The 24197-nt window shown below is 72.8% G+C and carries 20 protein-coding genes; 13 read left to right on the forward strand and 7 right to left on the reverse strand.

Annotation, left to right across the window (positions count from 1 at the left end; all coding sequences use genetic code 11):
• The first annotated feature begins 34 nt into the window (after positions 1-34).
• The 3 genes from ACIQR3_RS00265 to ACIQR3_RS00275 are packed head-to-tail and all read left to right on the forward strand — an operon-like array spanning position 35 to position 3406.
• Positions 35-1399 (forward strand): FtsW/RodA/SpoVE family cell cycle protein, encoded by a 1365-nt coding sequence (locus tag ACIQR3_RS00265; protein WP_403532317.1) that lies wholly within the window; start codon positions 35-37, stop codon positions 1397-1399.
• On the forward strand, positions 1396-2853 hold the full coding sequence (locus tag ACIQR3_RS00270; protein ID WP_403532319.1) for a penicillin-binding transpeptidase domain-containing protein: 1458 nt from the start codon (positions 1396-1398) through the stop codon (positions 2851-2853). The genes ACIQR3_RS00265 and ACIQR3_RS00270 overlap by 4 nt, the downstream gene beginning before the upstream one ends.
• A gap of 46 nt (positions 2854-2899) precedes the next feature.
• Entirely contained in the window at positions 2900-3406 is a 507-nt protein-coding gene (locus ACIQR3_RS00275) for a DUF3291 domain-containing protein (protein WP_403532321.1), read from the forward strand.
• A gap of 20 nt (positions 3407-3426) precedes the next feature.
• Here ACIQR3_RS00275 and ACIQR3_RS00280 read toward each other — a convergent pair whose 3' ends face one another.
• Positions 3427-4026: a Uma2 family endonuclease gene (locus ACIQR3_RS00280; RefSeq protein ID WP_403533901.1), complete on the reverse strand. Its 600-nt coding sequence runs from the start codon at positions 4024-4026 to the stop codon at positions 3427-3429.
• A gap of 230 nt (positions 4027-4256) precedes the next feature.
• On the opposite strand from ACIQR3_RS00280, the gene ACIQR3_RS00285 reads away from it, so the two are divergent.
• The 4 genes from ACIQR3_RS00285 to ACIQR3_RS00300 all read left to right on the forward strand — a co-directional run bounded on the left by ACIQR3_RS00285 (position 4257) and on the right by ACIQR3_RS00300 (position 7483).
• Positions 4257-5195, forward strand: a complete 939-nt coding sequence (locus ACIQR3_RS00285; protein ID WP_403532323.1) for a diiron oxygenase — start codon at positions 4257-4259, stop codon at positions 5193-5195.
• A 51-nt stretch (positions 5196-5246) separates the two neighbouring features.
• A complete protein-coding gene (locus ACIQR3_RS00290; RefSeq protein WP_403532324.1) occupies positions 5247-5900 on the forward strand; it encodes a TetR/AcrR family transcriptional regulator in 654 nt (217 codons plus the stop codon).
• 31 nt (positions 5901-5931) lie between these two features.
• Entirely contained in the window at positions 5932-6243 is a 312-nt protein-coding gene (locus ACIQR3_RS00295) for a hypothetical protein (RefSeq protein ID WP_403532326.1), read from the forward strand.
• Positions 6244-6346: 103 nt separating this feature from the next.
• Positions 6347-7483, forward strand: a complete 1137-nt coding sequence (locus ACIQR3_RS00300; protein ID WP_403532327.1) for an NlpC/P60 family protein — start codon at positions 6347-6349, stop codon at positions 7481-7483.
• Between the two features lie 16 nt (positions 7484-7499).
• Here the strand turns inward: ACIQR3_RS00300 and ACIQR3_RS00305 are convergent, their stop codons facing one another.
• Genes ACIQR3_RS00305 through ACIQR3_RS00320 form a run of 4 tightly spaced genes read right to left on the reverse strand, consistent with a single transcriptional unit; the run spans position 7500 to position 11977 of the window.
• Positions 7500-8141: an ATP/GTP-binding protein gene (locus ACIQR3_RS00305; protein ID WP_215174861.1), complete on the reverse strand. Its 642-nt coding sequence runs from the start codon at positions 8139-8141 to the stop codon at positions 7500-7502.
• Positions 8122-8595: a DUF742 domain-containing protein gene (locus ACIQR3_RS00310; protein WP_403532329.1), complete on the reverse strand. Its 474-nt coding sequence runs from the start codon at positions 8593-8595 to the stop codon at positions 8122-8124. Before ACIQR3_RS00310 ends, ACIQR3_RS00305 begins: the two co-directional genes overlap by 20 nt.
• On the reverse strand, positions 8592-9095 hold the full coding sequence (locus ACIQR3_RS00315) for a roadblock/LC7 domain-containing protein (protein ID WP_403532330.1): 504 nt from the start codon (positions 9093-9095) through the stop codon (positions 8592-8594). The genes ACIQR3_RS00310 and ACIQR3_RS00315 overlap by 4 nt, the downstream gene beginning before the upstream one ends.
• Positions 9092-11977, reverse strand: coding sequence for a nitrate- and nitrite sensing domain-containing protein (locus tag ACIQR3_RS00320; RefSeq protein ID WP_403532332.1), 2886 nt, complete (start codon positions 11975-11977; stop codon positions 9092-9094). The genes ACIQR3_RS00315 and ACIQR3_RS00320 overlap by 4 nt, the downstream gene beginning before the upstream one ends.
• Before the next feature lie 438 nt (positions 11978-12415).
• On the opposite strand from ACIQR3_RS00320, the gene ACIQR3_RS00325 reads away from it, so the two are divergent.
• A complete protein-coding gene (locus ACIQR3_RS00325) occupies positions 12416-13201 on the forward strand; it encodes a protein phosphatase 2C domain-containing protein (protein WP_403532334.1) in 786 nt (261 codons plus the stop codon).
• A gap of 18 nt (positions 13202-13219) precedes the next feature.
• Here the strand turns inward: ACIQR3_RS00325 and ACIQR3_RS00330 are convergent, their stop codons facing one another.
• Entirely contained in the window at positions 13220-13714 is a 495-nt protein-coding gene (locus ACIQR3_RS00330; protein ID WP_403532336.1) for a MarR family winged helix-turn-helix transcriptional regulator, read from the reverse strand.
• A 237-nt stretch (positions 13715-13951) separates the two neighbouring features.
• On the opposite strand from ACIQR3_RS00330, the gene ACIQR3_RS00335 reads away from it, so the two are divergent.
• Entirely contained in the window at positions 13952-14770 is an 819-nt protein-coding gene (locus tag ACIQR3_RS00335; protein ID WP_403532337.1) for a lysozyme, read from the forward strand.
• A 48-nt stretch (positions 14771-14818) separates the two neighbouring features.
• On the opposite strand, the gene lon is transcribed toward ACIQR3_RS00335, so the two are convergent.
• The gene (gene lon / locus ACIQR3_RS00340; RefSeq protein ID WP_403532339.1) at positions 14819-17230 is read right to left on the reverse strand and encodes an endopeptidase La; all 2412 of its coding nucleotides are present in this window, start codon (positions 17228-17230) and stop codon (positions 14819-14821) included.
• Positions 17231-17367: 137 nt separating this feature from the next.
• Here lon and ACIQR3_RS00345 point away from each other — a divergent pair, with 137 nt between their 5' ends.
• From ACIQR3_RS00345 to ACIQR3_RS00360, 4 genes are all read left to right on the forward strand, one after another.
• Complete coding sequence (locus ACIQR3_RS00345; protein WP_215168315.1) at positions 17368-18069, forward strand: spermidine synthase; 702 nt, start codon at positions 17368-17370, stop codon at positions 18067-18069.
• Positions 18070-18182: 113 nt separating this feature from the next.
• Positions 18183-18923, forward strand: a complete 741-nt coding sequence (locus tag ACIQR3_RS00350; RefSeq protein WP_215168314.1) for a response regulator transcription factor — start codon at positions 18183-18185, stop codon at positions 18921-18923.
• Entirely contained in the window at positions 18920-20050 is a 1131-nt protein-coding gene (locus ACIQR3_RS00355; protein WP_403532341.1) for an ATP-binding protein, read from the forward strand. Before ACIQR3_RS00350 ends, ACIQR3_RS00355 begins: the two co-directional genes overlap by 4 nt.
• 282 nt (positions 20051-20332) lie before the next feature.
• Positions 20333-24151, forward strand: coding sequence for a multifunctional oxoglutarate decarboxylase/oxoglutarate dehydrogenase thiamine pyrophosphate-binding subunit/dihydrolipoyllysine-residue succinyltransferase subunit (locus ACIQR3_RS00360; RefSeq protein WP_403532343.1), 3819 nt, complete (start codon positions 20333-20335; stop codon positions 24149-24151).
• Positions 24152-24197: the final 46 nt, after the last annotated feature.

Genomic DNA, 24197 nt, shown 5'->3' on the forward strand with positions numbered 1-24197 from the left:
CCCAGCGAAGCCGATCATTGGGTAAGTTCCGGACATGACGAAGGCCGGAACCGGACCCGGACTCGCCGTGCCCGCGGCGGACGCGCCCGCTCCCGTCGGCCGCCTCCCCCGGCGCCGCGGCATCGAGCTGGCCCTGATCGTGGTGGCCGTCCTGCTCTCCGTGTTCGGCTACTGCAACGTGGGCGTCGCCCAGCACGGCACCCTCCCGCCCGGCGCCGCCGGTTACGGCGCCGGGCTCGGGCTGCTGGCGCTGCTGGCGCATCTCGCGGTGCGGCTGCGCGCCCCGTACGCCGATCCGCTGCCGCTGCCCATCGGGGTGCTGCTCAACGGCCTGGGCGCGGTGCTGATCTACCGGCTCGACCTGGAGACGCCGGGCGACCGGGCGGCCCCCACCCAGCTGGTGTGGTCCGCGCTCGGCATCGCCCTGTTCATCGCGATCGTGCTGGTCCTGCGCGACCACCGGCTGCTCCAGCGCTACACCTACCTCTGCGTGGCCGTGGCCCTGGTCCTGCTGACGCTGCCGATCCTGTTCCCGGCGGTGAACGGCGCCCGGATCTGGATCCGGATCGCCGGGTTCTCCATCCAGCCGGGCGAGTTCGCCAAGGTGCTGCTCGCGGTGTTCTTCGCCGCCTACCTGGCCGCCAACCGCGGCGCGCTGGCGTACGCGGGCCGCCGGGTGTGGGGGCTGCAACTGCCCACCGGCCGGGTGCTCGGCCCGATCGTCGCGGTCTGGCTGGTCAGCGTGGGCGTCCTGGTCCTGGAGCGGGACCTGGGCACCTCGCTGCTGTTCTTCGGCCTGTTCGTCGTCATGCTCTACGTCGCCACCGGCCGCACCGGCTGGATCGCGCTGGGCCTGCTGCTCGCGGCGCTCGGCGCGGTCGCCGTGGGCTGGCTGGAGCCGCACGTGCACAGCCGGGTGGAGGACTGGCTGCACCCGTTCGCCTCCATCGAGGCCGGGCAGGGCCCGGGCCAGCTCGCCCAGTCGCTGTTCTCCTTCGCCGCGGGCGGGGTGACCGGCAGCGGGCTCGGGCTCGGCCACTCCGTCCTGATCGGCTTCGCCGCCAAGTCCGACTTCATCCTGGCCACGGCCGGGGAGGAGCTGGGCTTCGCCGGCCTGTCCGCGATCTTCCTGCTGTACGCGCTGCTGGTGGACCGCGGCTTCCGGGCGGGGCTGGCCCTGCGCGACCCGTTCGGGCGGCTGCTGGCGGTGGGCCTGGCCTCCCTCGTGGCGCTGCAGGTGTTCGTGATCGCGGGCGGGGTGACCGGGCTGATCCCGCTGACCGGGATGGCGATGCCGTTCCTGGCGCAGGGCGGCTCCTCGGTGGTCACCAACTGGGCGATCGTGGCCCTGCTGATCCGGCTGAGCCACTCCGCGCGCGGGCAGGGGCCGGACGCATGACCCGGCACATCCGGCACGCCGCCTTCTTCTGCCTCCTGCTGCTGGCCGCGCTGCTGGTGAACGCCGCCCGGGTGCAGGTGGTCCGCGCCCCGGAGTACGACGCCAACCCGGCCAACCGCCGCCCCGCCATCGCCCGCTACCAGCAGCCGCGCGGCGACATCCTGGTCGGCGGCCGGCCCGTCACCGGCTCCCGGGACACCGGCGAGCACCTGCGCTTCGAGCGGACGTACGCGGACGGGCCGATGTGGGCGCCGGTCACCGGCTTCGCCTCGCAGGAGTACGGGACGACCCTGCTGGAGCACGCCGAGGACGGGCTGCTGTCCGGCGCCGACCCGATGCTGGCGCCGCTGCCGCTGTGGAACGACGTCACGGGTTTCCCCAACCCGGGCGGCGACGTGGTGACGACGCTGCACGCGGGGGCGCAGCGGGCGGCGTACGAGGGGCTGGGGCGGCGCAAGGGGGCGGTGGCCGCGATCGAGCCCGCCACCGGACGGATCCTCGCGCTGGTCTCCACGCCGTCCTACGACCCCGGGGAGCTGTCGGGGAACGGGCAGGCGGCGCTGCGCACCTGGCGGCGGCTGAACGACGATCCCGACCGGCCGATGCTCAACCGGGCGGTGCGGCGGACCTACCCGCCGGGGTCGACCTTCAAGGTGGTCACCGCGGCGGCGGCGCTGGACGCGGGGCTGGTCCGCGACCTGGACGCGCCCACCCGCTCCCCCGAGCCGTACACCCTGCCCGGCACCCGCACCCGGCTGACCGACGAGGAGCCGGGGTGCGCGGACGCCTCGCTGCGGGAGGCGTTCGAACGGTCCTGCAACACGGTGTTCGCCAAGCTCGGCGTGGACGTCGGCGTGACGGCCCTGGCGGCCTCGGCGGAGGGGTTCGGCTTCAACGACGACGGTCTGCGCATCCCGTTCTCCGTGGCGCGCAGCACCTTCGACACCTCGGTGGACCGGCCGCAGCTCGCGCTGTCGGCGATCGGGCAGTACAACACGCGGGCCACGCCGCTCCAGATGGCGATGGTGGCGGCGGCGGTGGCGGGCGGGGGGCAGGCGCGGACGCCGTACCTGGTGGAGCGGACGACGCGGGCGGGCGGCGGGATCGTCTCGGCGGCCGGGTCGCGACCGGCGCGGCAGGTGATGCGGCCCTCCACTGCGGTACGGCTGAAGGAGCTGATGACCGGGGTGGTGGAGAGCGGTACGGGCGGGAACGCCGCGATCCGCGGGGCGACCGTCGGCGGCAAGACCGGCACCGCGCAGCACGGCGTCGGCAACTCGGGGACGCCGTACGCGTGGTTCGTCTCCTGGGCGCAGGGGGCCGGGGACCTGGAGCCGAAGGTGGCGGTCGCGGTGGTGGTGGAGGGCACGGCGGCGGACCACGGGGACGTCAGCGGGAACGGGCTCGCGGCGCCGGTCGCGCGGGCGGTGATGGAAGCGGTGCTCAAGGGCTGAGACGCGGGGTACCGGCCGGCGGTCGGTCCGCTTACGGTCCGGTGCCATGACCGACACGACAGCGTACGAACTCGCCCAGGTGAACATCGCCCGCCTCAAGGCCCCGCTCGACTCCCCGCAGTTGAAGGACTTCGTCGACGCGCTCGACCCGGTGAACGCCGACGCCGACGCGGCGGACGGATTCGTCTGGCGGCTCCAGGGCGAGGCGGGCGACGCGACGGACGTGCCCGTCTTCGGCGACTCCTGGCTGATCGTCAACATGTCGGTGTGGCGGGACGCGGACGCGCTCACGGCCTACATGTACGCGGGGCGGCACCGGGAGCTGCTGGCGCGGCGCCGGGAGTGGTTCGAGAAGGTGGCCGAGGCGATGACCACCCTGTGGTGGGTCCCGGCGGGCCACCGGCCGACGGTGGCCGAGGCGGAGACCCGCCTGCTGCACCTGCGGGCCAACGGACCGACGCCGTACGCCTTCACCCTGCGGCGCTCGTTCCCGGCGGGGGCGTCGGAGCCGGTGGCATTGGAGGTGCCGGAGGGGCTGGGGTGCGGGGTGTGAGGGGCTAGGGGCTGAGGTGGCTAGCGGCGGCGGTCGATCGCGGTGAGGTCGATGTCGACGGGGAAGGGGACGGTGAGTTTGAGGCGGTTGTGGAAGATGCCGGTGGGCACGTAGGAGCGGGTCGCGGGGTCGATCTCGTAGACGTAGACGACCGGGAGTCCTTCGTTCTCCTCGACCCGCCAGTAGTGCGGGATGCCCGCCTGCGCGTACGTCCGGGGTTTCGTCTTGCGGTCCCGCTCCTCGGACTCCTTGGAGACGACGTCGACGGCGATGACGACGTCTTCCGGCCGGTACCACGTCTGATGGGGACCGCCGTAGGCATCCGCGCGGAACACCAGCACGTCCGGCTCGGGCCGGTTGCGTTCGTTGAGCTTGATCGTCATCAGCGGCATGACGTTCAACTCGTCCGGTACGTGAGCCAGCAAGGCGTTGTCCAACAGACGGATGGCCATGGAGTGGAAGTTGGTCTGCGGACTCACGAAGACGAGGCTTCCGTCGACCAGCTCCGTGTGCGGAGGCAGGTTGGGAAGCCCGTCGAGGTCGTCCGCCGTCCAGCCGCCCTCCGGCGGACGGGGCCACTGGTAGTCGCCGTCCAGCCCGTAGTCACGTGCGGCGCCCATGATCGCTGCCATGTGCCGGAGTCCGGCTGACGCGGCCAGGATACCGAGGGCGAACGCCGACGCCGCGCTCCATCGGGTGGCGCCGCACAGCGGCATCGACGAACCCCACACCTTTACCGCCGGTCGACAAGTCCCGCCCAGGGGATTGACGCGCTTGCTGACGAGCAGTCTCATAAGGGGGAGTAACCCGGGGTAACCCGTACGGCGAGGTACGACGAGATGGGACAGCCATGACGACCCTGACGGAAGCCGACGCGCTCGACGGCATGCGCGACGCGCTCGGCCTGCTCAAGGACCGGGAGCAGGTGGCCGAACGGCTGCTCGACTCTTCCGCCAAGCACTCGTTCGACCCGGACAAGGAGCTGGACTGGGACGCGCCGTTCGAGGACGGCAAGTGGTTCTGGCCGCCGGAGCTGGTGTCGCTCTACGACACCCCGCTGTGGAAGCGGATGAGCGAGGAGCAGCGCGTCCTGCTCTCCCGGCACGAGGCCGCCGCCCTCGCCTCGCTCGGCATCTGGTTCGAGCTGATCCTGATGCAGCTGCTGGTCCGGCACATCTACGACAAGTCGGCGACCAGCGCGCACGTGCGGTACGCGCTCACCGAGATCGAGGACGAGTGCCGGCACTCGAAGATGTTCGCCCGGCTGATAACCCGGGGCGGGACGCCGTGGTACCCGGTCAGCCCCGTCCACCAGCACCTCGGCCGCCTCTTCAAGACCATCTCCACCACGCCCGGTTCCTTCACCGCGACCCTGCTCGGCGAGGAGGTCCTGGACTGGATGCAGCGGCTGACCTTCCCCGACGAGCGCGTGCAGCCGCTGATCCGGGGGGTCACGCGCATCCACGTGGTCGAGGAGGCCCGGCACGTGCGGTACGCCCGCGAGGAGCTGCGGCGCCAGATGGTGACCGCCCCGAAGTGGTCCAAGGAGTTCACCCGGCTCACCTCCGGCGAGTTCGCCCGGGTCTTCTCGGTCGCCTTCATCAACCCCGAGGTCTACACCAACGTCGGACTGGACAAGCGCCAGGCCGTGGCCCAGGTCAAGGCGAGCGGCCACCGCAAGGAGATCATGCAGACCGGCTCCAGGCGGCTGACCGACTTCCTGGACGACATCGGGGTGCTGCGCGGGGCCGGGCGGCGGCTGTGGAAGTCGTCGGGGCTGCTGGCCTGACCCCGCCGGACGGCCGGGGGCGGGGGCCGCGCACCGGTTACCCTGCGGGTCATGACCCCGCAGGCCTCCACCCCCGCCTACCGCCGGCTCAGCGTCGAGGAGCGGCGCGCGCAGCTGCTCGACGCCGCGCTCGCCCTCTACGCGCACCGGCCGCCGGAGGACGTCTCGCTCGACGACGTGGCGGAGCAGGCCGGCGTCTCCCGCCCCCTGGTGTACCGGTACTTCCCCGGCGGCAAGCAGCAGCTCTACGAGGCCGCGCTGCGCTCGGCCGCCGACGAACTGCGGCTCTGCTTCGACGAACCCCGCGAGGGCCCGCTGCTCGCCCGGCTCACCCGCGCCCTGGACCGCTACCTCGCCTTCGTCGACGAGCACGACACCGGCTTCAGCGCCCTGCTGCGCGGCGGCAGCGTCGTCGAGACCTCCCGGACCACGGCCATCGTGGACGGCGTACGCCGGGCCGCTGCCGAGCACATCATGAGCCACCTCGGCGTCGACGAACCGGGGCCCCGGCTGCGGATGACGGTCCGGATGTGGATCACGGCGGTGGAGGCGGCCTCGCTGATCTGGCTGGACGAGGAGAAGCAGCCGCCCGTCGGGGAGCTGCGCGACTGGCTCGTGGAGCAGTTCGTCGCCGTACTGTCGGTCACCGCCCGGCGCGACCCGCTGACGGCGACGCTGGTCGAGGCGCTGGTGGCGGAGGTCTGACACGGGCGCCGCGCGGCGCACACTGGGTGCCGTGAAGAGCGAAGACGTGCCCTTCGAGGGCGGACCGATGGACGGCCGGGTGCTGCCGGTGCTGGTGGGGATGACCGGGCACCCGCCGAAGACCTACCGCATCCCGGTCCCCGGCGGCGACGGCCGGCCGCCCACCGTGCTCGTGTATCGCCGGGTCCCCCGCGAGGACGGCCCCCGTCTCGGTCTCGCACGCTGGAAGTACGTCCACGCGCCCGAGGGCGCCCCGCGCTCCCGAGTGCGCCGGCCCTGGTCGAGACCGGGCGGGGAACCCGACGCCACGCCGGGCGGCAAGCCGGACGACGCCGACGGGTGACCCCGTTGCGCCGGGCGGCCCACACTCGGCGCGCGAAGCCGCGCCGGCCGCCCGATGCTCGCCGTGCGGAGCGGACGGGCCGCCCCGCAGCGGAGGTGATGGCATGTCAGGAAGGCTTCTGCGACTGGTGTGTACGGCGGCGACGGCGGCCGGGCTCGTCCTCGCCCCCCTGCCCGCCGCGGCGGCACCGGACCCCGGCGAACGCCCCGTCGCCCGGCTGCTGACGGACCTTCAGCGGCTGTACCGCGCGGCCGAGAAGGCCACCGAGGCCTACAACGGCACCGAGGAGGAGCTGAAGCGCCGGCGCGCGCAGGCCGAGCGCCTCGACGCCGAACTGGCCCGCGCCCGGCTGACCCTGCGCGACAGCCAGGGCGCGGCGGCCCGGCTGGCCCGGCAGCAGTACCAGAACAGCAGCACCGCCCTCTCCCCCTACGTACGCCTGCTGCTGGCCCGCGACCCGCAGCGCGCCCTCGACCAGGGGCATGTGATCGGCCGGCTGGCGCGGGACCGCGCCGAGACCGTCGGCCGGCTGACCGGCAGCGAGAAGCGGGCCGGCGAGCTGGCCCGCCGGGCCCGCGCGGCGCTCGACGCGCAACGCGCCCTCGCCGCCCGGCAGAAGAAGGCCCGCGACACGGTGCTCGACCGGCTGCGGGACGTCGAGGAGATGATCGCCTCGCTCAGCCCGCGGCAGCTCGCGGCGCTGGCCGCGTTCGAGAAGGCGGACACCGCCAAGGCACAGGAGCGGTTCCTGGCGTCCGGGGCGATCGGCGACGACGACGGAAAGCCGTCCGCCGGAGGCGACCGGGCGCTGCGCTTCGCGGTCGGCCAGCTCGGCAAGCCGTACGAGTGGGGCGCGGAGGGGCCCGCCTCCTACGACTGCTCGGGGCTGACCTCGGTGGCCTGGGAGCGGGCCGGGACGCCGATCCCGCGGACCAGCCAGGAGCAGTGGGCCCGGCTGAAGCGGGTACCGCTGGACCAACTGCGCCCCGGTGACCTGGTCGTCTACTTCCCCGAGGCCACCCACGTGGCGATGTACCTGGGCGGCGGCCTGGTCGTCCAGGCGCCGCGCCCCGGCGCCGCGGTGAAGGTCTCCCCCATCGCGGCCGGCCCGGTCCTCGGCGCCGTACGCCCCGACCCCGGCAACCGGCCCCTGGCGCGCTACGTGCCGCCGAGGCTGCCGGCGGGGGCGGCGGACGGGGCCGACGCGCGGTACGGGGCGGCGCACGCGCCGGCGGGCTGACGCGCGGCGCGCGGTCCTACTCGGGTGTCTCCTCCAGCGCGTGGCCCACCAGGGTCAGCAGGGTCTGCACGACCTCGATCCGGCGCCGCGCGTCCATGATCAGCACGGGTATGCGCTCCGGGACCGTCAGCGCCTCCCGTACGTCCGCCGCGTCGAACCGCTCGCTGCCGTCGAAGTGGTTCACCGCCACGACGTACGGCAGTCCGCAGCTCTCGAAGTAGTCCAGCGCCGGCCAGCAGTCCTTCAGCCGCCGGGTGTCGGCCAGCACGACGGCGCCGATCGCGCCGCGCACCAGGTCGTCCCACATGAACCAGAACCGCTGCTGGCCGGGGGTGCCGAACAGGTAGAGCACCAGGTCGTCGTCGAGCGTGAGGCGGCCGAAGTCCATGGCCACGGTGGTGGTGACCTTGTCCGGCGTGGCGGTGAGGTCGTCGACGTCCTCGCTGGCCCGGGTCATCAGCGCCTCGGTCAGCAGCGGCGGGATCTCCGAGACGGAGGTGACCAGGGTGGTCTTGCCGACCCCGAATCCGCCCGCCACCACGATCTTCGTGGCGACCGGGGCGTGGTCGGTGTTCGTCTGCCAGGGCCACAGGGACTCCTCGGGTTCGACGAACGGGAAACCACCGGGGACGGTGGTGTCAGAGACGGCGGAGTCCACTCAGCACCCTTTCCAGCAGAGCGCGGTCCGGACGGCCCGTGCCATGGCCGGTCCCGGTGCCGTACACACGGATCTTTCCCTGGTCCGCGAGGTCGCTGAGGAGCACACGGACCACGCCGAGCGGCATCCTCAGCAGCGCGGCGATCTCGGCCACCGTTCGCATCCGGCGGCACAGTTCGACGATGGCGCGCATCTCGGGGAGCACCCTCGGCGGGCCGCTCGTCACCTCCCCGGGCTCCTCGGCGGCCTCCGGCGCGGCGGCCGCGTCGACGGCGCCGACGAAGGTCTCCACGAGCAGGACGTGGCCGAAGCTGGTCCGGCCCCCGGTGAGCGAGTACGGGCGGACCCGGGCGGGAGCGGGGGCCGCCCCGCGCGGGCGGGGCCGAGCGTGGGGGAGGTCGCCGCCGCGTACGGGGAGTCTGCCCTTCGGTCTCCGGCTCTCGGCCCGGCTCACCGCGGGTTCCCGGCCGCCCCGGCCTCCACGGATTGTCGCAGCTCGTTGCGGAGTTCCGGGGTCAGCACATGGCCGGCCCGGCCCACGAACAGTGCCATGTGGTACGCCACGACGCTCATGTCGCAGTCGGCGGAGCCGTGCACGCCGAGCAGCGAGCCGTCGCTGATCGACATCACGAACAGGCTGCCGTCGTCCATGGCGACCATCGTGTGCTTCACCTCGCCGGAGTCCATCAGCTTCGCGGCGCCGACGGTCAGGCTGCCGATGCCGGAGACGACGGTGGCGAGGTCGGCGGCGGAGCCGCGCGGGCCGGAGCCGGTACGGCCCTGGGGGCGGCGGGCCGCCTCGTTGCTCTCCATGTCGGAGGAGAGCAGCAGCAACCCGTCGGAGGAGACCACCGCGACGGAGAGGATGCCGGGCACCTCCTCGACGAGGTTGGTGAGCAGCCAGTGCAGGTTGCGGGCCTCACGGCTCAGCCCGACGGTACTGGGAGCGGTCAACTGCTTGCCTCCTCGACGGTGCCCCCCGTGGACGGTTCGGTGCGGTCCGGTGCGGCGTCCGGCGTCTCGGGCCCGGTGGTGCGGTCGGCGATCTCGGCCTCCACCTCGCGCCGTCCGGCCTCCGCGCCCTTGCGGAAGCCGCCCAGACGGCGGCGGAGCGCGTCGGCGTCCACGGAGCCCGTGCGCGGGCGGGGCGCCGACGCGGGGGTGCTGATCCGGGGGGTCCGCTTGGGCAGGCCCTTGTCGGTGACCGGCTCGTCGGCCTCGTCCCCCTCGTCGGGGACGCGGTCGTGGGCGGGTTCGGCCTCGGCGGCGGGGGCGGGGGGAACGAGGAGTTCCATCGTCACCTCGGAGGGGGTCTCCAGGGGCTCCGCGGCCTCGGGGGCCTTCTCGGAGGCATCCTCGGGGGCCTTCTCGGAGGCCTTCTCGGGGGCCCCCTCGGAAACCTCCTCCGACTCCGCTTCCGGCGCGGGCTCCTGCTCCTGCTCCTGCTCCTCCGAGGCGTCGTCAGCCTCAGCAGTGTCCTCGGCCGCCTCCGACCGCCGTACCGCCTCCTCCGCCAGCGCCACCAGCGGGTCACCGGCCTCGGCGTCCGCCTCCGCGCCGGCGCCGGCATCCGGCCCCGCGCCGGCCTCCGCGACGGCCCCGGCGCCCGGCAGCGAGGCGCTGCCCGTGCCGTCGGCCGTGGGTGCGGACGGGGGGACGGGGGCCGACGGGGTCTGGGCGAGCAGCGACACGGGCAGGACCACGACGGCTGCCGTGCCGGCGCCCTCCTGCTGCTCGCTCAGCCGCACCCGGGCGCCGTGCCGGTGGGCGAGGCGGGCCACGACGTACAGGCCGAGCCCGAGGCCGTCCTCGCCCTCCTGCTCGAAGGGGGCCTCGGGATCGAAGTCGGTGAGGCGGGTGTTGAGCCGCTCCAGCCGTTCCGCCTCCATGCCGATGCCCTCGTCCTGGACGGAGAGGACGACCTCGCCGTTCTCCAGCAGCCGGCCGGAGATCTCGACGGGCAGCTCGGGCGGCGAGAACGAGGTGGCGTTCTCCAGGAGTTCGGCGAGCAGGTGGGACAGGTCGTCCGCGGCGAAGCCGGTCACGTGCGCGTGCGGCGGCAGGGCGGCGATCCGGACCCGGTCGTAGCGCTCGATCTCGCTGACGGCGGCGCGGACCACGTCGACCAGCGGCACCGGTCCGGCGGGGTGCCGGCCGTGCTCGGTGCCGGCCAGGACGAGGAGGTTCTCGTTGTGCCGGCGCATCACGGTGGCGAAGTGGTCGAGCTTGAAGAGGACGGCCAGGCGGTCGGGGTCCTGCTCCTGCTCCTCCATCGACTCGATGACGCCGAGCTGCCGCTCGACCAGGGCGAGGGTGCGCAGCGCGAGGTTGGCGCAGGTGGCGCCGACGCCCTGGCGCACCTGCTCCAGGCGGGCGGCGGACTCCGCGAGCTGGGCGCGCAGTTCCTCGCGGGCGTCGGCCATCTTCTGCCGCTGGCCGACCAGGTGCTTGCGGTCGGACTCCAGGGTGGTGACGCGCTCGGCCAGCGTGACGGCGTGCGCGTGCAGGGCGTTGACGGAGCGGACGGCCTTGGCGAACTCGTCGTTGCGGCCGGTGAAGGTCAGCGGCTCCTCGGCGGCCGGGTTCTCGGCCTCGGCGAGCCGGGCGGTGCCCCGGCGCAGCACGGACAGCGGCCGGGTGAGGCTGCGGGCCAGGGCGGTGGCCACACCCACGGCGACCAGCATCAGGGCGCCGAGGACGGCGATCCGGATCTCCAGCGCGGTGACGTCGTCGTCCCGGAGCTGGGCCAGGTCCTTGCTGCGCCGCTCGTAGAGGGCCGACTCGGCGCCGCGCATCGCGTCGACGCGGGCGGAGAGCACGGCGGACAGCTTGGAGACGCTGGTGGCGAGGTCGTCGTCGGAGAGGGACGGCTGGTCGGTGAGGGCGGCCAGGTACTTCTCGGCGGCGTCGACCTCGGGTCCGGTGACCGTGGCGTCGTAGCGCTCCTTGGCCGTCTCGGGGGCGTTCTCGCGGAAGGCGGCGAGGGCGGCGTCGGAGCGGACCCGGGTCTCCTGCGCGGCGGCGGCCAGGGCGTCGCGGGTCTTGGCGTCGGCGGCCGAGGTGGTGCTGGTCTCGGTGGCCAGTCCGGTGACCGGGTCGTAGGCGGTCTGCCTGGTGCTCGGCACGCTGAGCGCGGCGAGGAGCAGACCACGGGCGGCGGCGGCCTGCTGGACGGCGGAGTCCAGCTCGGCGAGGGCGTAGGCGCCGGCGCCCGCGCGGGGCGGCATCCGTTCGGCCAGTTCCTCGGCGAGGGCGTGCAGTTCGGTGATGGCGGCGGAGTAGGCGTCGTGCGCTTCGAGGGCGCTGCTGCGGCCGGTGAGCGCCGACCGGCGCAGCGAGGCGACGGCGTCGAGGTCCTCGCGCAGGGCGGCGGGGGTGGCGGGGTCGGCCCGCAGTTCCTCGATCTGCCGGTCGACGCGGGCGCCGCGCTGCTCCGAGGGCGCCTTGGACTTGGGGCGTCCGGCGGCGATGTAGGGGGTGACCTCGTCGCGTTCGTCGGCCAGCGAGTGGGCCAGGGTGAGCGCGTCCTGGGTGCGCTCGGCGAGGGTCACCAGGTCCTGGGAGTCGCTGAGCTGCCCGGAGGCGGCGATGACCGAGGGCGCTCCGGCGCCGGCGATCGCGGCGGCCACCACCAGGACGGCGACGATCAGCCGGTTGCGCACGTGGGTGGGGCGGCCCTTGCCCACGACGGGGGCCGGCGCCGCCGGGACGGCCGGGGCGGGTGTCCCCGTGGCGTCCGGGGCGGGGGTGACGGGGGTGGTTCGCTCCGTACCCCCGGCGGGGGCCGTCTGCTTGCCTGTGCGACGAGGCCGCGTCTTCTGCACCGGTGCTCGCATTCCTGACTCGTGTACCCGTGGGGCCGGGTGGCGCTCCGTCAACCGGCCGGCCGGCCCGTACGTCCGTCCGCACGTCCGCCGCCATTCCGTCGGCCGTGCCCGGGGGGTCGTCGGCCGTGTTCGGACGGGGCGGAACCCCCACCGGCTCCCGACCCTCCCAGTGCCCGTGGGCACCGGGTGTCCAACACCTGGCCCGCCACCCGAAGGAGTGAACCCCGGAGGTGAGTTGGGGGGCAAGTCCCCGCGGGACGGCCGACGGGCCCGCGCCGCGCGCCGGTTGGACGTTCACGGCGGGGCGGTGGCAGGATGTGCCGCCACGTGTTCCCGGAGTACGGCGATCCGCCCCAAATCAGGCGCCTGACCTGCACGGCCGTGACAAATCCGGTCCCGTCCCGGGCACTTCGCGGGCGCCGCGCGGGACTCGGGCAGACTGATCCGATGCGTACGGATCTGGTCTCCGAGCCCAGCACGTCCCGGCTCCCCAACGAGGACTTCGCGAGCGTCGCCCTCCCCGCCTCGGGACAGGGCGGCGTGGTCGTCCTGCTGGACGGCGTGACCCCGCCGCGGGAGGCGACGGGGTGCGTGCACTCCGTGCCCTGGTTCACCGCGCGCCTCGGCGGAGCACTGACCGAACTGACCGTTTCACTCCCGGATGCCCCTCTCGCCGAAGCGCTGTCCCGCGCCATCGCGGTCACCGCCGGGGCGCACGCCGAAACCTGTGACCTTTCTCACCCCAGAACTCCGCAGGCGACCGTGGTTCTGGCCCGCTGGTCCCCGGACCGGGTCGAGTACCTGGTCCTGTGCGACTCGGCCCTGCTGGTCGAGTCGCCCGACGGCACGGTCACGGCCCACCTGGACGACCGGCTGGCCCGGCTGCCCCGGTCGGCCCGCGCCACGGAGGCCCTGGTGGACGCGGACCTCCGCAACCAGGAGGGCGGCTTCTTCACGGCGGCGGCCGACCCGGCGGTGGCGGCGCGGGCGGTGACGGGGACGCTGCCGCGCGACGGGGTGCGGGCCCTGGCGGCGCTCACGGACGGGGCGACGCGGTGGGTGGACACGTTCCGCGAGGGCGACTGGGCGGACTGTCTGCACATCGTCCGCGAGGAGGGGGCGCAGAGCCTGGTGGACCGGGTGCGGCGGCTGGAGCGCTGGGACACGAAGCGCACGTTCCTGGGCCGGAGCAAGCAGCACGACGACGCGACGGTGGTCTACGTCGAGCTGTGAGCGACGCTCCCCCTCGGGTCAGCTCTCCATCCCCCGGTTCAGCTCGCCCAGCAGCCGGGCCAGCTCCCCCACCTCGCGGGGGTCCCAGTCGGCGAGGCGGCCGGCGTAGCGGGCGCGGCGGGCCTCGCGGACCCGGCGGACCCGGTCGCGTCCCTCCGGGGTGAGGTCGACCAGCCAGGCGCGGCCGTCGGCCGGGTCGGGCTCGCGGGCGATCAGGCCCAGCTCCTCCAGGGCGCGCAGCTGGCGGGACATGGTCGCCTTGCCGACGCCGATGTAGGCGGCGAGTTCCGTGGCCCGCTGCCCGCCGCACTCCCCGAGCCGCACCAGCAGTCCGTACGCGGAGGACTCCAGGTCGGGGTGGACCTGGCGGGCCATCTCCGCCTGGTTGGCCCGGGCGCGGCGCAGCAGCACCGTCAGCTCGCGTTCGAGGGCCAGGAACTCGGGCTGCTCCGCGCCGTTCGCGGACACCTCGGCTCCGGCTCCGCGTCCCCCGCCGTTCCCGCTGTCGTGCACGTCAGTTCCCGCCTCGGTCTTCCCGGTCCTGAAAGTTTCCGCCGTACGCGGCCATCGCCGCAGTTCGGCAAGTATTTCGCAGGCTCAGACCACCGGCGGTCACCGGTCCCTCTTCCCACCGGCGGGTCTACGTGCGTAGCGTCGCCACCGCACCCCTAATGGCATGCGCACGCCAGCCCCACGCACCTCGGCCGCGCGCTCCCCCACCGAGCACCACGAGCCCCTCGGAGGCCCGTCATGCCCGTGCCCAGACCCCGACCGTCCCGCGGCCGGCGCCTCGCCGCCCTCGGGAGCCTGCTCGCCGCCTTCTCGCTGTTCCTCACCCTCCCCTCGGCCGCCGCCGACACCCCGCCCCGCGGCTCCGCGTACCTGGGCATGGGCGTCGCGGAGCACGACGGGGAGCACGGCACGCCCGTCCCCGGTGACGCCACCCAGACCGAGGGCGTCGACGTCTCCAGCCACCAGGGCGACGTCGCCTGGCCGACCCTGTGGAGCAGCGGCGTCAAGTGGGCCTACGCCAAGGCCACCGAAGGGACGTACTACACGAACCCGTACTTCGCCCAGCAGTACAACGGCTCGTACAACGTGGGCATGATCCGGGGCGCCTATCACTTCGCCACCCCGGACACCAGCAGCGGCGCCGCGCAGGCCACCTACTTCACCGACCACGGCGGCGGCTGGTCCCGCGACGGCAGGACCCTGCCGGGCGCCCTCGACATCGAGTGGAACCCGTACGGGGCCTCCTGCTACGGCAAGACGCAGAGCCAGATGGTCAGCTGGATCCGCGACTTCCTGACCACCTACAAGGCCCGCACCGGCCGGGACGCCGTCATCTACACGGCCACCAGCTGGTGGACCGAGTGCACCGGGAACTACGGCGGTTTCGCCGGCGCCAACCCGCTGTGGGTGGCCCGGTACGCCTCCACGGTGGGGACGCTGCCGGCCGGATGGCCGTACTACACGATGTGGCAGTACACCTCGTCCGGGCCGACGGTCGGTGACCACGACAAGTTCAACGGCGCGCTGGACCGGGTGGCCGCGCTTGCCAACGGCTGACCGTGCCAGGGGCCCCGGTGACCGCTCACCGGGGCCCTCGGCACCGCGTCACGCCGCGACCGGCACCTCACTGGTCGCGGGCGTCAGCGCCAGCTCCAGGACCTGGCGGACGTCCGAGACGGTGTGGACGTCGAGCGTGTCCAGGATCTCGGCCGGGACGTCGTCCAGGTCGGGTTCGTTGCGCTTGGGGATGATCACCGTGGTGACCCCGGCGCGGTGGGCGGCGAGCAGCTTCTGCTTCACCCCGCCGATCGGCAGCACCCGCCCGGTCAGCGAGACCTCGCCGGTCATCGCCACGTCGGTGCGGACCAGCCGGCCGGACAGGAGCGAGGCGAGGGCCGTGGTCATCGTCACGCCCGCGCTCGGGCCGTCCTTCGGCACCGCGCCCGCCGGGAAGTGGATGTGCACGCCCCGGTCCTTCAGGTCGGCCACCGGCAGCTCCAGTTCGGCGCCGTGGGAGCGCAGGAAGCTCAGGGCGATCTGCGCGGACTCCTTCATCACGTCACCGAGCTGACCGGTCAGGGTCAGCCCCGCCGCGCCCGTCTCCGGGTCGGCGAGGGACGCCTCGACGTAGAGGACGTCTCCGCCGGCCCCCGTGACCGCGAGGCCCGTCGCCACGCCCGGCACCGAGGTGCGGCGCTCGGCCGGGTCCTGGGCGGACTCGGGCACGTGGTGCGGCCTGCCGATCAGCTCGCGCAGGTCGTCGGCACCGACGGTGAACGGCAGCTCCCGCTCGCCCAGTTCGTGCTGGGCCGCCACCTTGCGCAGCAGCCGGGCGATCGACCGCTCCAGGGTGCGCACGCCCGCCTCCCGGGTGTACTCCCCGGCCAGCTTGCGCAGGGCGCCCTCGTCGATGGTCACCTCGTCCTTGTCCAGCCCGGCCCGGTCCAGCTGGCGCGGGAGCAGGTGGTCGCGGGCGATGACGACCTTCTCGTCCTCGGTGTAGCCGTCCAGGCGGACCAGCTCCATGCGGTCGAGCAGGGCCTCCGGGATGGCCTCCAGGACGTTGGCGGTGGCGAGGAAGACGACGTCGGAGAGGTCGAGTTCGACCTCCAGGTAGTGGTCGCGGAAGGTGTGGTTCTGGGCCGGGTCGAGCACTTCGAGCAGGGCGGCGGCCGGGTCGCCCCGGAAGTCGGACCCCACCTTGTCGATCTCGTCCAGCAGGACCACCGGGTTCATCGACCCGGCCTCCTTGATCGCCCGCACGATCCGGCCGGGCAGCGCGCCGACGTACGTACGGCGGTGACCGCGGATCTCGGCCTCGTCGCGGACGCCGCCGAGGGCGACGCGGACGAACTTGCGGCCCATCGCGTGGGCGACGGACTCACCGAGGCTGGTCTTGCCGACGCCGGGCGGGCCGACCAGGGCGAGGACGGCCCCGCCGCGCCGGCCGCCGATGACGCCGAGGCCCCGGTCGGCACGGCGCTTGCGGACGGCCAGGTACTCGGTGATGCGCTCCTTGACGTCCTTCAGACCCGCGTGCTCGGCGTCCAGGACCGCCTGAGCGCCCTGGATGTCGTAGGCGTCCTCGGTGCGCTCGTTCCACGGCATCTCCAGGACCGTGTCGAGCCAGGTGCGGATCCAGGAGCCCTCCGGGGACTGGTCGCTGGACCGCTCCAGCTTGTCGACCTCCTTGAGGGCGGCCTCGCGGACCTTCTCGGGCAGGTCGGCGGCCTCGACGCGGGCGCGGTAGTCGTCGGACTCCTCGCCGTCCTGTTCCCCGTTCAGCTCGCGCAACTCCTTGCGGACCGCTTCGAGCTGGCGGCGCAGCAGGAACTCGCGCTGCTGCTTGTCGACGCCCTCCTGGACGTCCTTGGCGATGGTCTCGGCGACGTCCTGCTCGGCGAGGTGGTCGCGCAGCTGCGCGGTGGCCAGCTTGAGGCGGGCGACCGGGTCGGCGGTCTCCAGGAGTTCGGTCTTCTGGGCGGTGGTCAGGAACGGCGAGTAGCCGGAGTTGTCGGCGAGCGCGGCGACGTCCTCGATGGCCTGGACGCGGTCCACCACCTGCCAGGCGCCGCGCTTGCGCAGCCAGGCGGTGGCCAGCGCCTTGTACTCCTTGACCAGTTCGGCCACCTGACCGGGCAGCGGGTCGGGCACGGTCTCGTCGATCCTGGTCCCCTCGACCCACAGCGCGGCGCCGGGGCCGGTGGTGCCGGCGCCGATCTTCACCCGGGCCCGGCCGCGGATCAGCGCGCCGGGGTCGCCGTCGGCCAGCCGGCCGACCTGCTCGACGGTGCCGAGCACGCCGGTGCTCGCGTAGGTGCCGTCGACGCGGGGCACCAGCAGGACCTTCGGCTTGCCGGGTTCGGAGCGGGCGGCGGCCTGGGCGGCCTCCACCGCGGCGCGGACCTCGGAGTCGTTCAGGTCGAGCGGGACCACCATCCCGGGCAGCACGACCTCGTCGTCGAGCGGCAGCACGGGCAGGGCGAGCGGTGTGAACGGCGTGGACTCAGCAGCCATGATCTCCCCTTCGGCAGTCAAGTTGAGTTGCTTGCACTCAAGTACATCGACTCAATGCCCGGGAGGCGGCGGATGTTCCCCGGCCGGCGTTCGCTCTGAGCGATCAACGCCGGGCGGACCGATGCCAGGATGACGGGATGACCGTCCACGAAATTCCCGAACCCCCGGTGGTCCTGGACCGTCGTGAGGGCCCCTACGGCGAGGTCGTGCTGCGCAGACACGGCGCACTGCTCCAGATCATCGCCAACGGCTGCTTCCTGATGGACACCTCCGACGGACGCTCGGAGCGCCTGCTCGTCGACGCGGCGCTGGCCGCGCTCCCCGCCGGCCGCCCCGGACCCCGCGTGCTGATCGGCGGCCTGGGCGTCGGCTTCTCCCTCGCCCACGCCGCCGCGGACCCCCGCTGGGGACGGATCACGGTGGTCGAGCGCGAACCGGCCGTCATCGACTGGCACCGGGACGGCGGGCCGCTGTCCGGGCTGACCCGCGAGGCGCTCGCGGACCCCCGCACGGAGATCGTCGAAGCCGACCTCGTCGCGTACGTCAATGAGACTTCCGCCACACGTCCGGCCACCTACGACGCCCTCTGCCTCGACATCGACAACGGCCCCGACTGGACCGTCACCGAGGGCAATCACAGCCTCTACGGAACGTCCGGACTCGCGCTCTGCGCAAGGCTGTTGAGGCCCGGCGGAGTACTCGCCGTATGGTCCGCCCAGCCCTCCCCGCATTTCGAAGAAACCTTGCGTAATGCCGGGTTCCAGCAGGTGCGTACCGAAGAGATCCCCGTTGCCCGGGGCGTTCCGGACGTCGTGCACATCGGCGTCGGGCCTGGATAGCAAAGGCCCGGTGACTCCCCGTACGCTGCTGCTCTGACGCGGATCATTCAAGCGTCGATCGCAGTCATGGGATCACCCCACGGATTCCACAAAGCACACCTCAGGGGCGGGCGATGGAGCAGACACACACCTCCCACAACGGCGCGGCGACGGCGACGCAGGGCGCGCAGCGCCGGGTGCTGGTGGTGGAGGACGACCAGACGATCGTGGACGCCATCGCGACCCGCCTGCGCGCCGAGGGCTTCCTGGTGCAGACGGCGGGCGACGGCCCGGCCGCCGTCGACACCGCCGAGGCCTGGCAGCCCGACCTGCTCATCCTCGACATCATGCTGCCCGGCTTCGACGGCCTGGAGGTGTGCCGCCGGGTGCAGGCCCAGCGGCCGGTGCCGGTGCTGATGCTCACCGCCCGCGACGACGAGACGGACATGCTGGTCGGGCTCGGCGTCGGCGCCGACGACTACATGACCAAGCCGTTCTCGATGCGCGAACTGGCCGCCCGGGTGCACGTGCTGCTGCGCCGGGTGGAGCGGGCCGTGGTCGCCGCCTCCACGCCGCGCAGCGGCATCCTGCGCCTGGGTGAACTGGAGATCGACCACGCGCAGCGCCGGGTGCGGGTGCGCAGCGAGGACGTGCACCTCACGCCGACCGAGTTCGACCTGCTGGTGTGCCTGGCGAACACGCCGCGCGCCGTGCTCTCCCGCGAGCAGCTGCTCGCCGAGGTGTGGGACTGGGCGGACGCCTCCGGGACCCGGACCGTCGACAGCCACATCAAGGCACTGCGCCGGAAGATCGGCGCCGAGCGCATCCGCACCGTGCACGGGGTGGGCTACGCGCTGGAGACACCGACGCCATGAGCGCGGGGCGGCAGGCCGCACGGCGGAGCCCCGGCCCCCGGAGCACCGGCACCGGGGAACCCTGGGGCGGCGTACGCCCGTTCTCGATCAAGACCAAGCTCGGCGCGCTGGTCGTCACGTCGGTGCTGATCACCACCGGCCTGTCGGTGATAGCGGTGCACACCAAGACGGAGCTGCGCTTCATCACGGTGTTCTCGATGATCGCCACGCTGCTGATCACGCAGTTCGTGGCGCACTCGCTGACCGCGCCGCTGGACGAGATGAACGCCGTCGCCCGGTCCATCTCGCACGGCGACTACACCCGCCGGGTGCGCGAGAACCGCCGGGACGAGCTGGGCGACCTGGCCCAGACGATCAACCACATGGCCGACGACCTGGAAGCCCAGGACCGGCAGCGCAAAGAGCTGGTGGCGAACGTCTCGCACGAGCTGCGCACCCCGATCGCGGGGCTGCGCGCCGTGCTGGAGAACATCGTCGACGGGGTCACCGAGGCCGACCCGGAGACCATGCTGACGGCCCTGCGGCAGACCGAGCGGCTCGGCCGGCTGGTGGAGACCCTGCTGGACCTCTCCCGCCTGGACAACGGCGTGGTCCCGCTGCGCACCCGCCGCTTCGAGGTGTGGCCGTACCTGTCCGGGGTGCTGAAGGAGGCCAACATGGTCGCCTCCGCCCGCGCGGGCATCGCCTCCGGCTCCGGCACGCACACCCGTACCGACGTCCACCTGCACCTCGACGTCGACCCGCTGGACCTGACCGCGCTGGCCGACCCCGAGCGCATCCACCAGGTGGTCGCCAACCTCATCGACAACGCGGTCAAGCACAGCCCGCCGCACGGCCGGGTGACGGTCCGGGCCCGCCCGGGCGCGCTGCCGGACTCGCTGGAGCTGGAGGTCATCGACGAGGGCCCCGGCATCCCCCGGTCGGAGTGGCACCGGGTGTTCGAGCGGTTCAACCGGGGCGCGGTGACCCGGCCGCACGGTCCCGGCAGCGACGGCGGCACCGGGCTCGGCCTGGCGATCGCCCGCTGGGCGGTGGATCTGCACGGCGGGCGGATCGGGGTGGCCGAATCGGAGCGCGGCTGCCGCATCCTCGTCACTCTTCCGGGCCTGCCAACCACGCCGAGTTGACGTAAGCTGCTCATCAGAGCCACTCGTTCCACGGATGTTCACGCTGGTGGACACGTGTGATCAGGCGGAGGCCCGCGCCCGGAAGGGCGCCAGGGCCCGCTTTCCTATTCCCTGTTGACGCGGAACCATGCTTGTTTCCCGCCATTTCCAGCGCCGAAACACCCGCCCGGATGTGACTTACGCGACGATGGACCGGCCCGGTCTGACCTTCTCGCTCTTGGAGGCGTAGCCTTTATTCCCGCTGTCCATCACCTTGTGAAGCGGAAGAGGGCGGTTGCCGCCGTGTCGCCACAGTCCCCCAGTAACTCGAGCATCTCGACCGACACCGACCAAGCGGGGAAGAACCCCGCAGCGGCCTTCGGTGCCAATGAGTGGCTCGTAGACGAGATCTATCAGCAGTACCTCCAGGACCCGAATTCGGTCGACCGAGCCTGGTGGGACTTCTTCGCCGACTACAAGCCGGGGGCGGCCGCCGCCCAGGCCGCGTCGGGTACCGCGGCCGCGGGGGCCGCGGAGACCACCGCTCCGGCCCAGCCCGCCCCGGCCGCGCAGACCGCGCAGGCGCCCGCCCAGGCCCCGGCCGCCCCGGCGCAGACGCCCGCCGCCCCTGCCGCCCCCGCGCAGCCCGCCGCCAAGGCCGCTCCCGCCGCCCCGGCGGCGAAGCCCGCCGCCGCGCGGCCGGCCGCCGCGAAGGCCGCGCCCGCCAAGGCCGCGCCGGCCCAGGAGGCCGCCGAGGGTCCCGAGCTGGTCACCCTGCGCGGTCCCTCCGCCGCGGTCGCCAAGAACATGGACGCCTCGCTGGAGATGCCCACGGCCACGTCCGTGCGCGCCGTCCCGGTGAAGCTGCTGTTCGACAACCGCATCGTCATCAACAACCACCTCAAGCGCGCCCGCGGCGGGAAGATCTCCTTCACGCACCTCATCGGGTACGCGATGGTGCAGGCCATCAAGGCCATGCCGTCGATGAACTGGTCGTTCCAGACCAAGGACGGCAAGCCCACCCTGGTCAAGCCGGAGCACGTCAACCTCGGTCTCGCCATCGACCTGGTCAAGCCCAACGGCGACCGCCAGCTGGTCGTCGCGGCGATCAAGAAGGCCGAGACGCTGAACTTCTTCGAGTTCTGGCAGGCCTACGAGGACATCGTCCGCCGCGCCCGTGAGAACAAGCTCACGATGGCCGACTTCACCGGCGTCACGGTCTCCCTGACCAACCCCGGCGGCCTCGGCACCGTCCACTCCGTGCCGCGCCTGATGCCCGGCCAGTCGGTGATCATGGGCGTCGGCGCCATGGACTACCCGGCGGAGTTCCAGGGCACCAGCCAGGACACCCTGAACAAGCTCGGCATCTCCAAGGTCATGACGCTCACGTCGACCTACGACCACCGGGTGATCCAGGGCGCCGCCTCCGGCGAGTTCCTCCGCCAGGTCGCCAACCTGCTCCTCGGCGAGAACGACTTCTACGACGAGATCTTCGAGGCGCTGCGCATCCCCTACGAGCCGGTCCGCTGGCTCAAGGACATCGACGCCAGCCACGACGACGACGTCACCAAGGCCGCCCGCGTCTTCGAGCTGATCCACTCCTACCGGGTCCGCGGCCACGTCATGGCCGACACCGACCCGCTGGAGTACCAGCAGCGCAAGCACCCCGACCTCGACATCACCGAGCACGGGCTCACGCTCTGGGACCTGGAGCGCGAGTTCGCCGTCGGCGGCTTCGCCGGCAAGTCGATGATGAAGCTGCGCGACATCCTCGGCGTGCTGCGCGACTCGTACTGCCGCACCACCGGCATCGAGTTCATGCACATCCAGGACCCCAAGCAGCGCAAGTGGATCCAGGACCGGGTGGAGCGCGGCCACTCCAAGCCCGAGCGCGAGGAGCAGCTGCGCATCCTGCGCCGGCTGAACGCGGCGGAGGCCTTCGAGACCTTCCTCCAGACCAAGTACGTCGGCCAGAAGCGGTTCAGCCTGGAGGGCGGCGAGTCCGTCATCCCGCTGCTCGACGCGGTCCTGGACTCGGCGGCGGAGAGCCGTCTCGACGAGGTCGTCATCGGCATGGCCCACCGCGGCCGGCTGAACGTCCTCGCCAACATCGTCGGCAAGTCGTACGCGCAGATCTTCCGCGAGTTCGAGGGCAACCTCGACCCGAAGTCGATGCACGGCTCCGGCGACGTCAAGTACCACTTGGGCGCCGAGGGCACCTTCACCGGCCTGGACGGCGAGCAGATCAAGGTCAGCCTCTGCGCCAACCCGTCCCACCTCGAGACCGTCGACCCGGTCCTGGAGGGCGTCGCCCGCGCCAAGCAGGACATCATCAACAAGGGCGGCACCGACTTCACCGTGCTGCCGGTGGCGATCCACGGCGACGCGGCCTTCGCGGGCCAGGGCGTGGTGGCCGAGACCCTGAACATGTCGCAGCTGCGCGGCTACCGCACCGGCGGCACGGTCCACATCGTCATCAACAACCAGGTCGGCTTCACCGCGGCCCCCGAGTCCTCGCGTTCGTCCATGTACGCGACCGACGTGGCCCGGATGATCGAGGCCCCGATCTTCCACGTGAACGGCGACGACCCGGAGGCCGTGGTCCGCGTCGCGCGGCTCGCCTTCGAGTTCCGCCAGGCGTTCAACAAGGACGTGGTGATCGACCTCATCTGCTACCGCCGCCGCGGTCACAACGAGTCGGACAACCCGGCCTTCACCCAGCCGCTGATGTACGACCTGATCGACAAGAAGCGCTCGGTGCGCAAGCTCTACACCGAGTCCCTCATCGGTCGCGGCGACATCACCCTGGAAGAGGCCGAGCAGGCGCTCCAGGACTACCAGGGCCAGCTGGAGAAGGTCTTCACGGAGGTCCGCGAGGCCACCGCGCAGCCCACCGCGGTGGCGCCCTCCGACCCGCAGGCCGAGTTCCCGGTCGCCGTGCAGACCGCGGTCACCGGCGAGGTCGTCAAGCGGATCGCCGAGTCCCAGGTCAACATCCCCGACCACGTCACCGTGCACCCGCGGCTGCTCCCGCAGCTCCAGCGCCGGGCGGCCATGGTCGAGGACGGCACCATCGACTGGGGCATGGGCGAGACCCTCGCCATCGGCTCCCTCCTCCTGGAGGGCGTCCCGGTCCGGCTGGCCGGCCAGGACTCGCAGCGCGGCACCTTCGGCCAGCGGCACGCGGTGATCATCGACCGCGCCAAGGGCGACGAGTACACCCCGCTGCAGTACCTCTCCGAGGACCAGGCGCGGCTCAACGTCTACAACTCCCTGCTCTCCGAGTACGCGGCGATGGGCTTCGAGTACGGCTACTCGCTGGCCCGCCCCGACGCGCTGGTGATGTGGGAGGCGCAGTTCGGCGACTTCGTCAACGGCGCGCAGACCATCGTCGACGAGTACATCTCGGCCGCCGAGCAGAAGTGGAACCAGACCTCCGGTGTGGTCCTGCTCCTCCCCCACGGCTACGAGGGCCAGGGCCCGGACCACTCCTCGGCCCGCGTCGAGCGGTTCCTCCAGCTGTGCGCGCAGAACAACATGACGGTCGCGATGCCGACCTCCCCGGCGAACTACTTCCACCTCCTGCGGTGGCAGGTGCACAACCCGCACCACAAGCCGCTGGTCGTCTTCACCCCGAAGTCGATGCTCCGTCTGAAGGCGGCGGCGTCGAAGGCGGAGGAGTTCACCACCGGCCAGTTCCAGCCGGTCATCGGTGACGGCTCGGTCGACGCCGCCGCGGTGAAGAAGGTCGTCTTCACCACCGGCAAGGTCTACTACGACCTGATCGCCGAGCGCGCCAAGCGCGGGGTGACGGACACGGCCATCATCCGCATCGAGCGCCTGTACCCGCTGCCGGGTGCCGAGCTCCAGGCGGAGATCGCCAAGTACCCGAACGCCGAGAAGTACCTGTGGGCCCAGGAGGAGCCGGCCAACCAGGGTGCCTGGCCGTTCATCGCGCTCAACCTGATCGACCACCTGGACCTGGCGGTCGGCGCGGACATCCCGGCGGGCGAGCGCCTGCGCCGGATCTCGCGTCCGCACTCCTCGTCCCCGGCCGTCGGTTCCGCGAAGCGGCACCAGGCCGAGCAGGAGCAGCTGGTGCGTGAGGTGTTCGAGGCGTGAGCCGCTGACACCGGGCGTCGCGTGAGGGCCCGCTCTCCGGAGGTGA

This window comes from Streptomyces sp. NPDC090994, from assembly GCF_044768905.1.
Classification (GTDB): Bacteria; Actinomycetota; Actinomycetes; order Streptomycetales; family Streptomycetaceae; genus Streptomyces.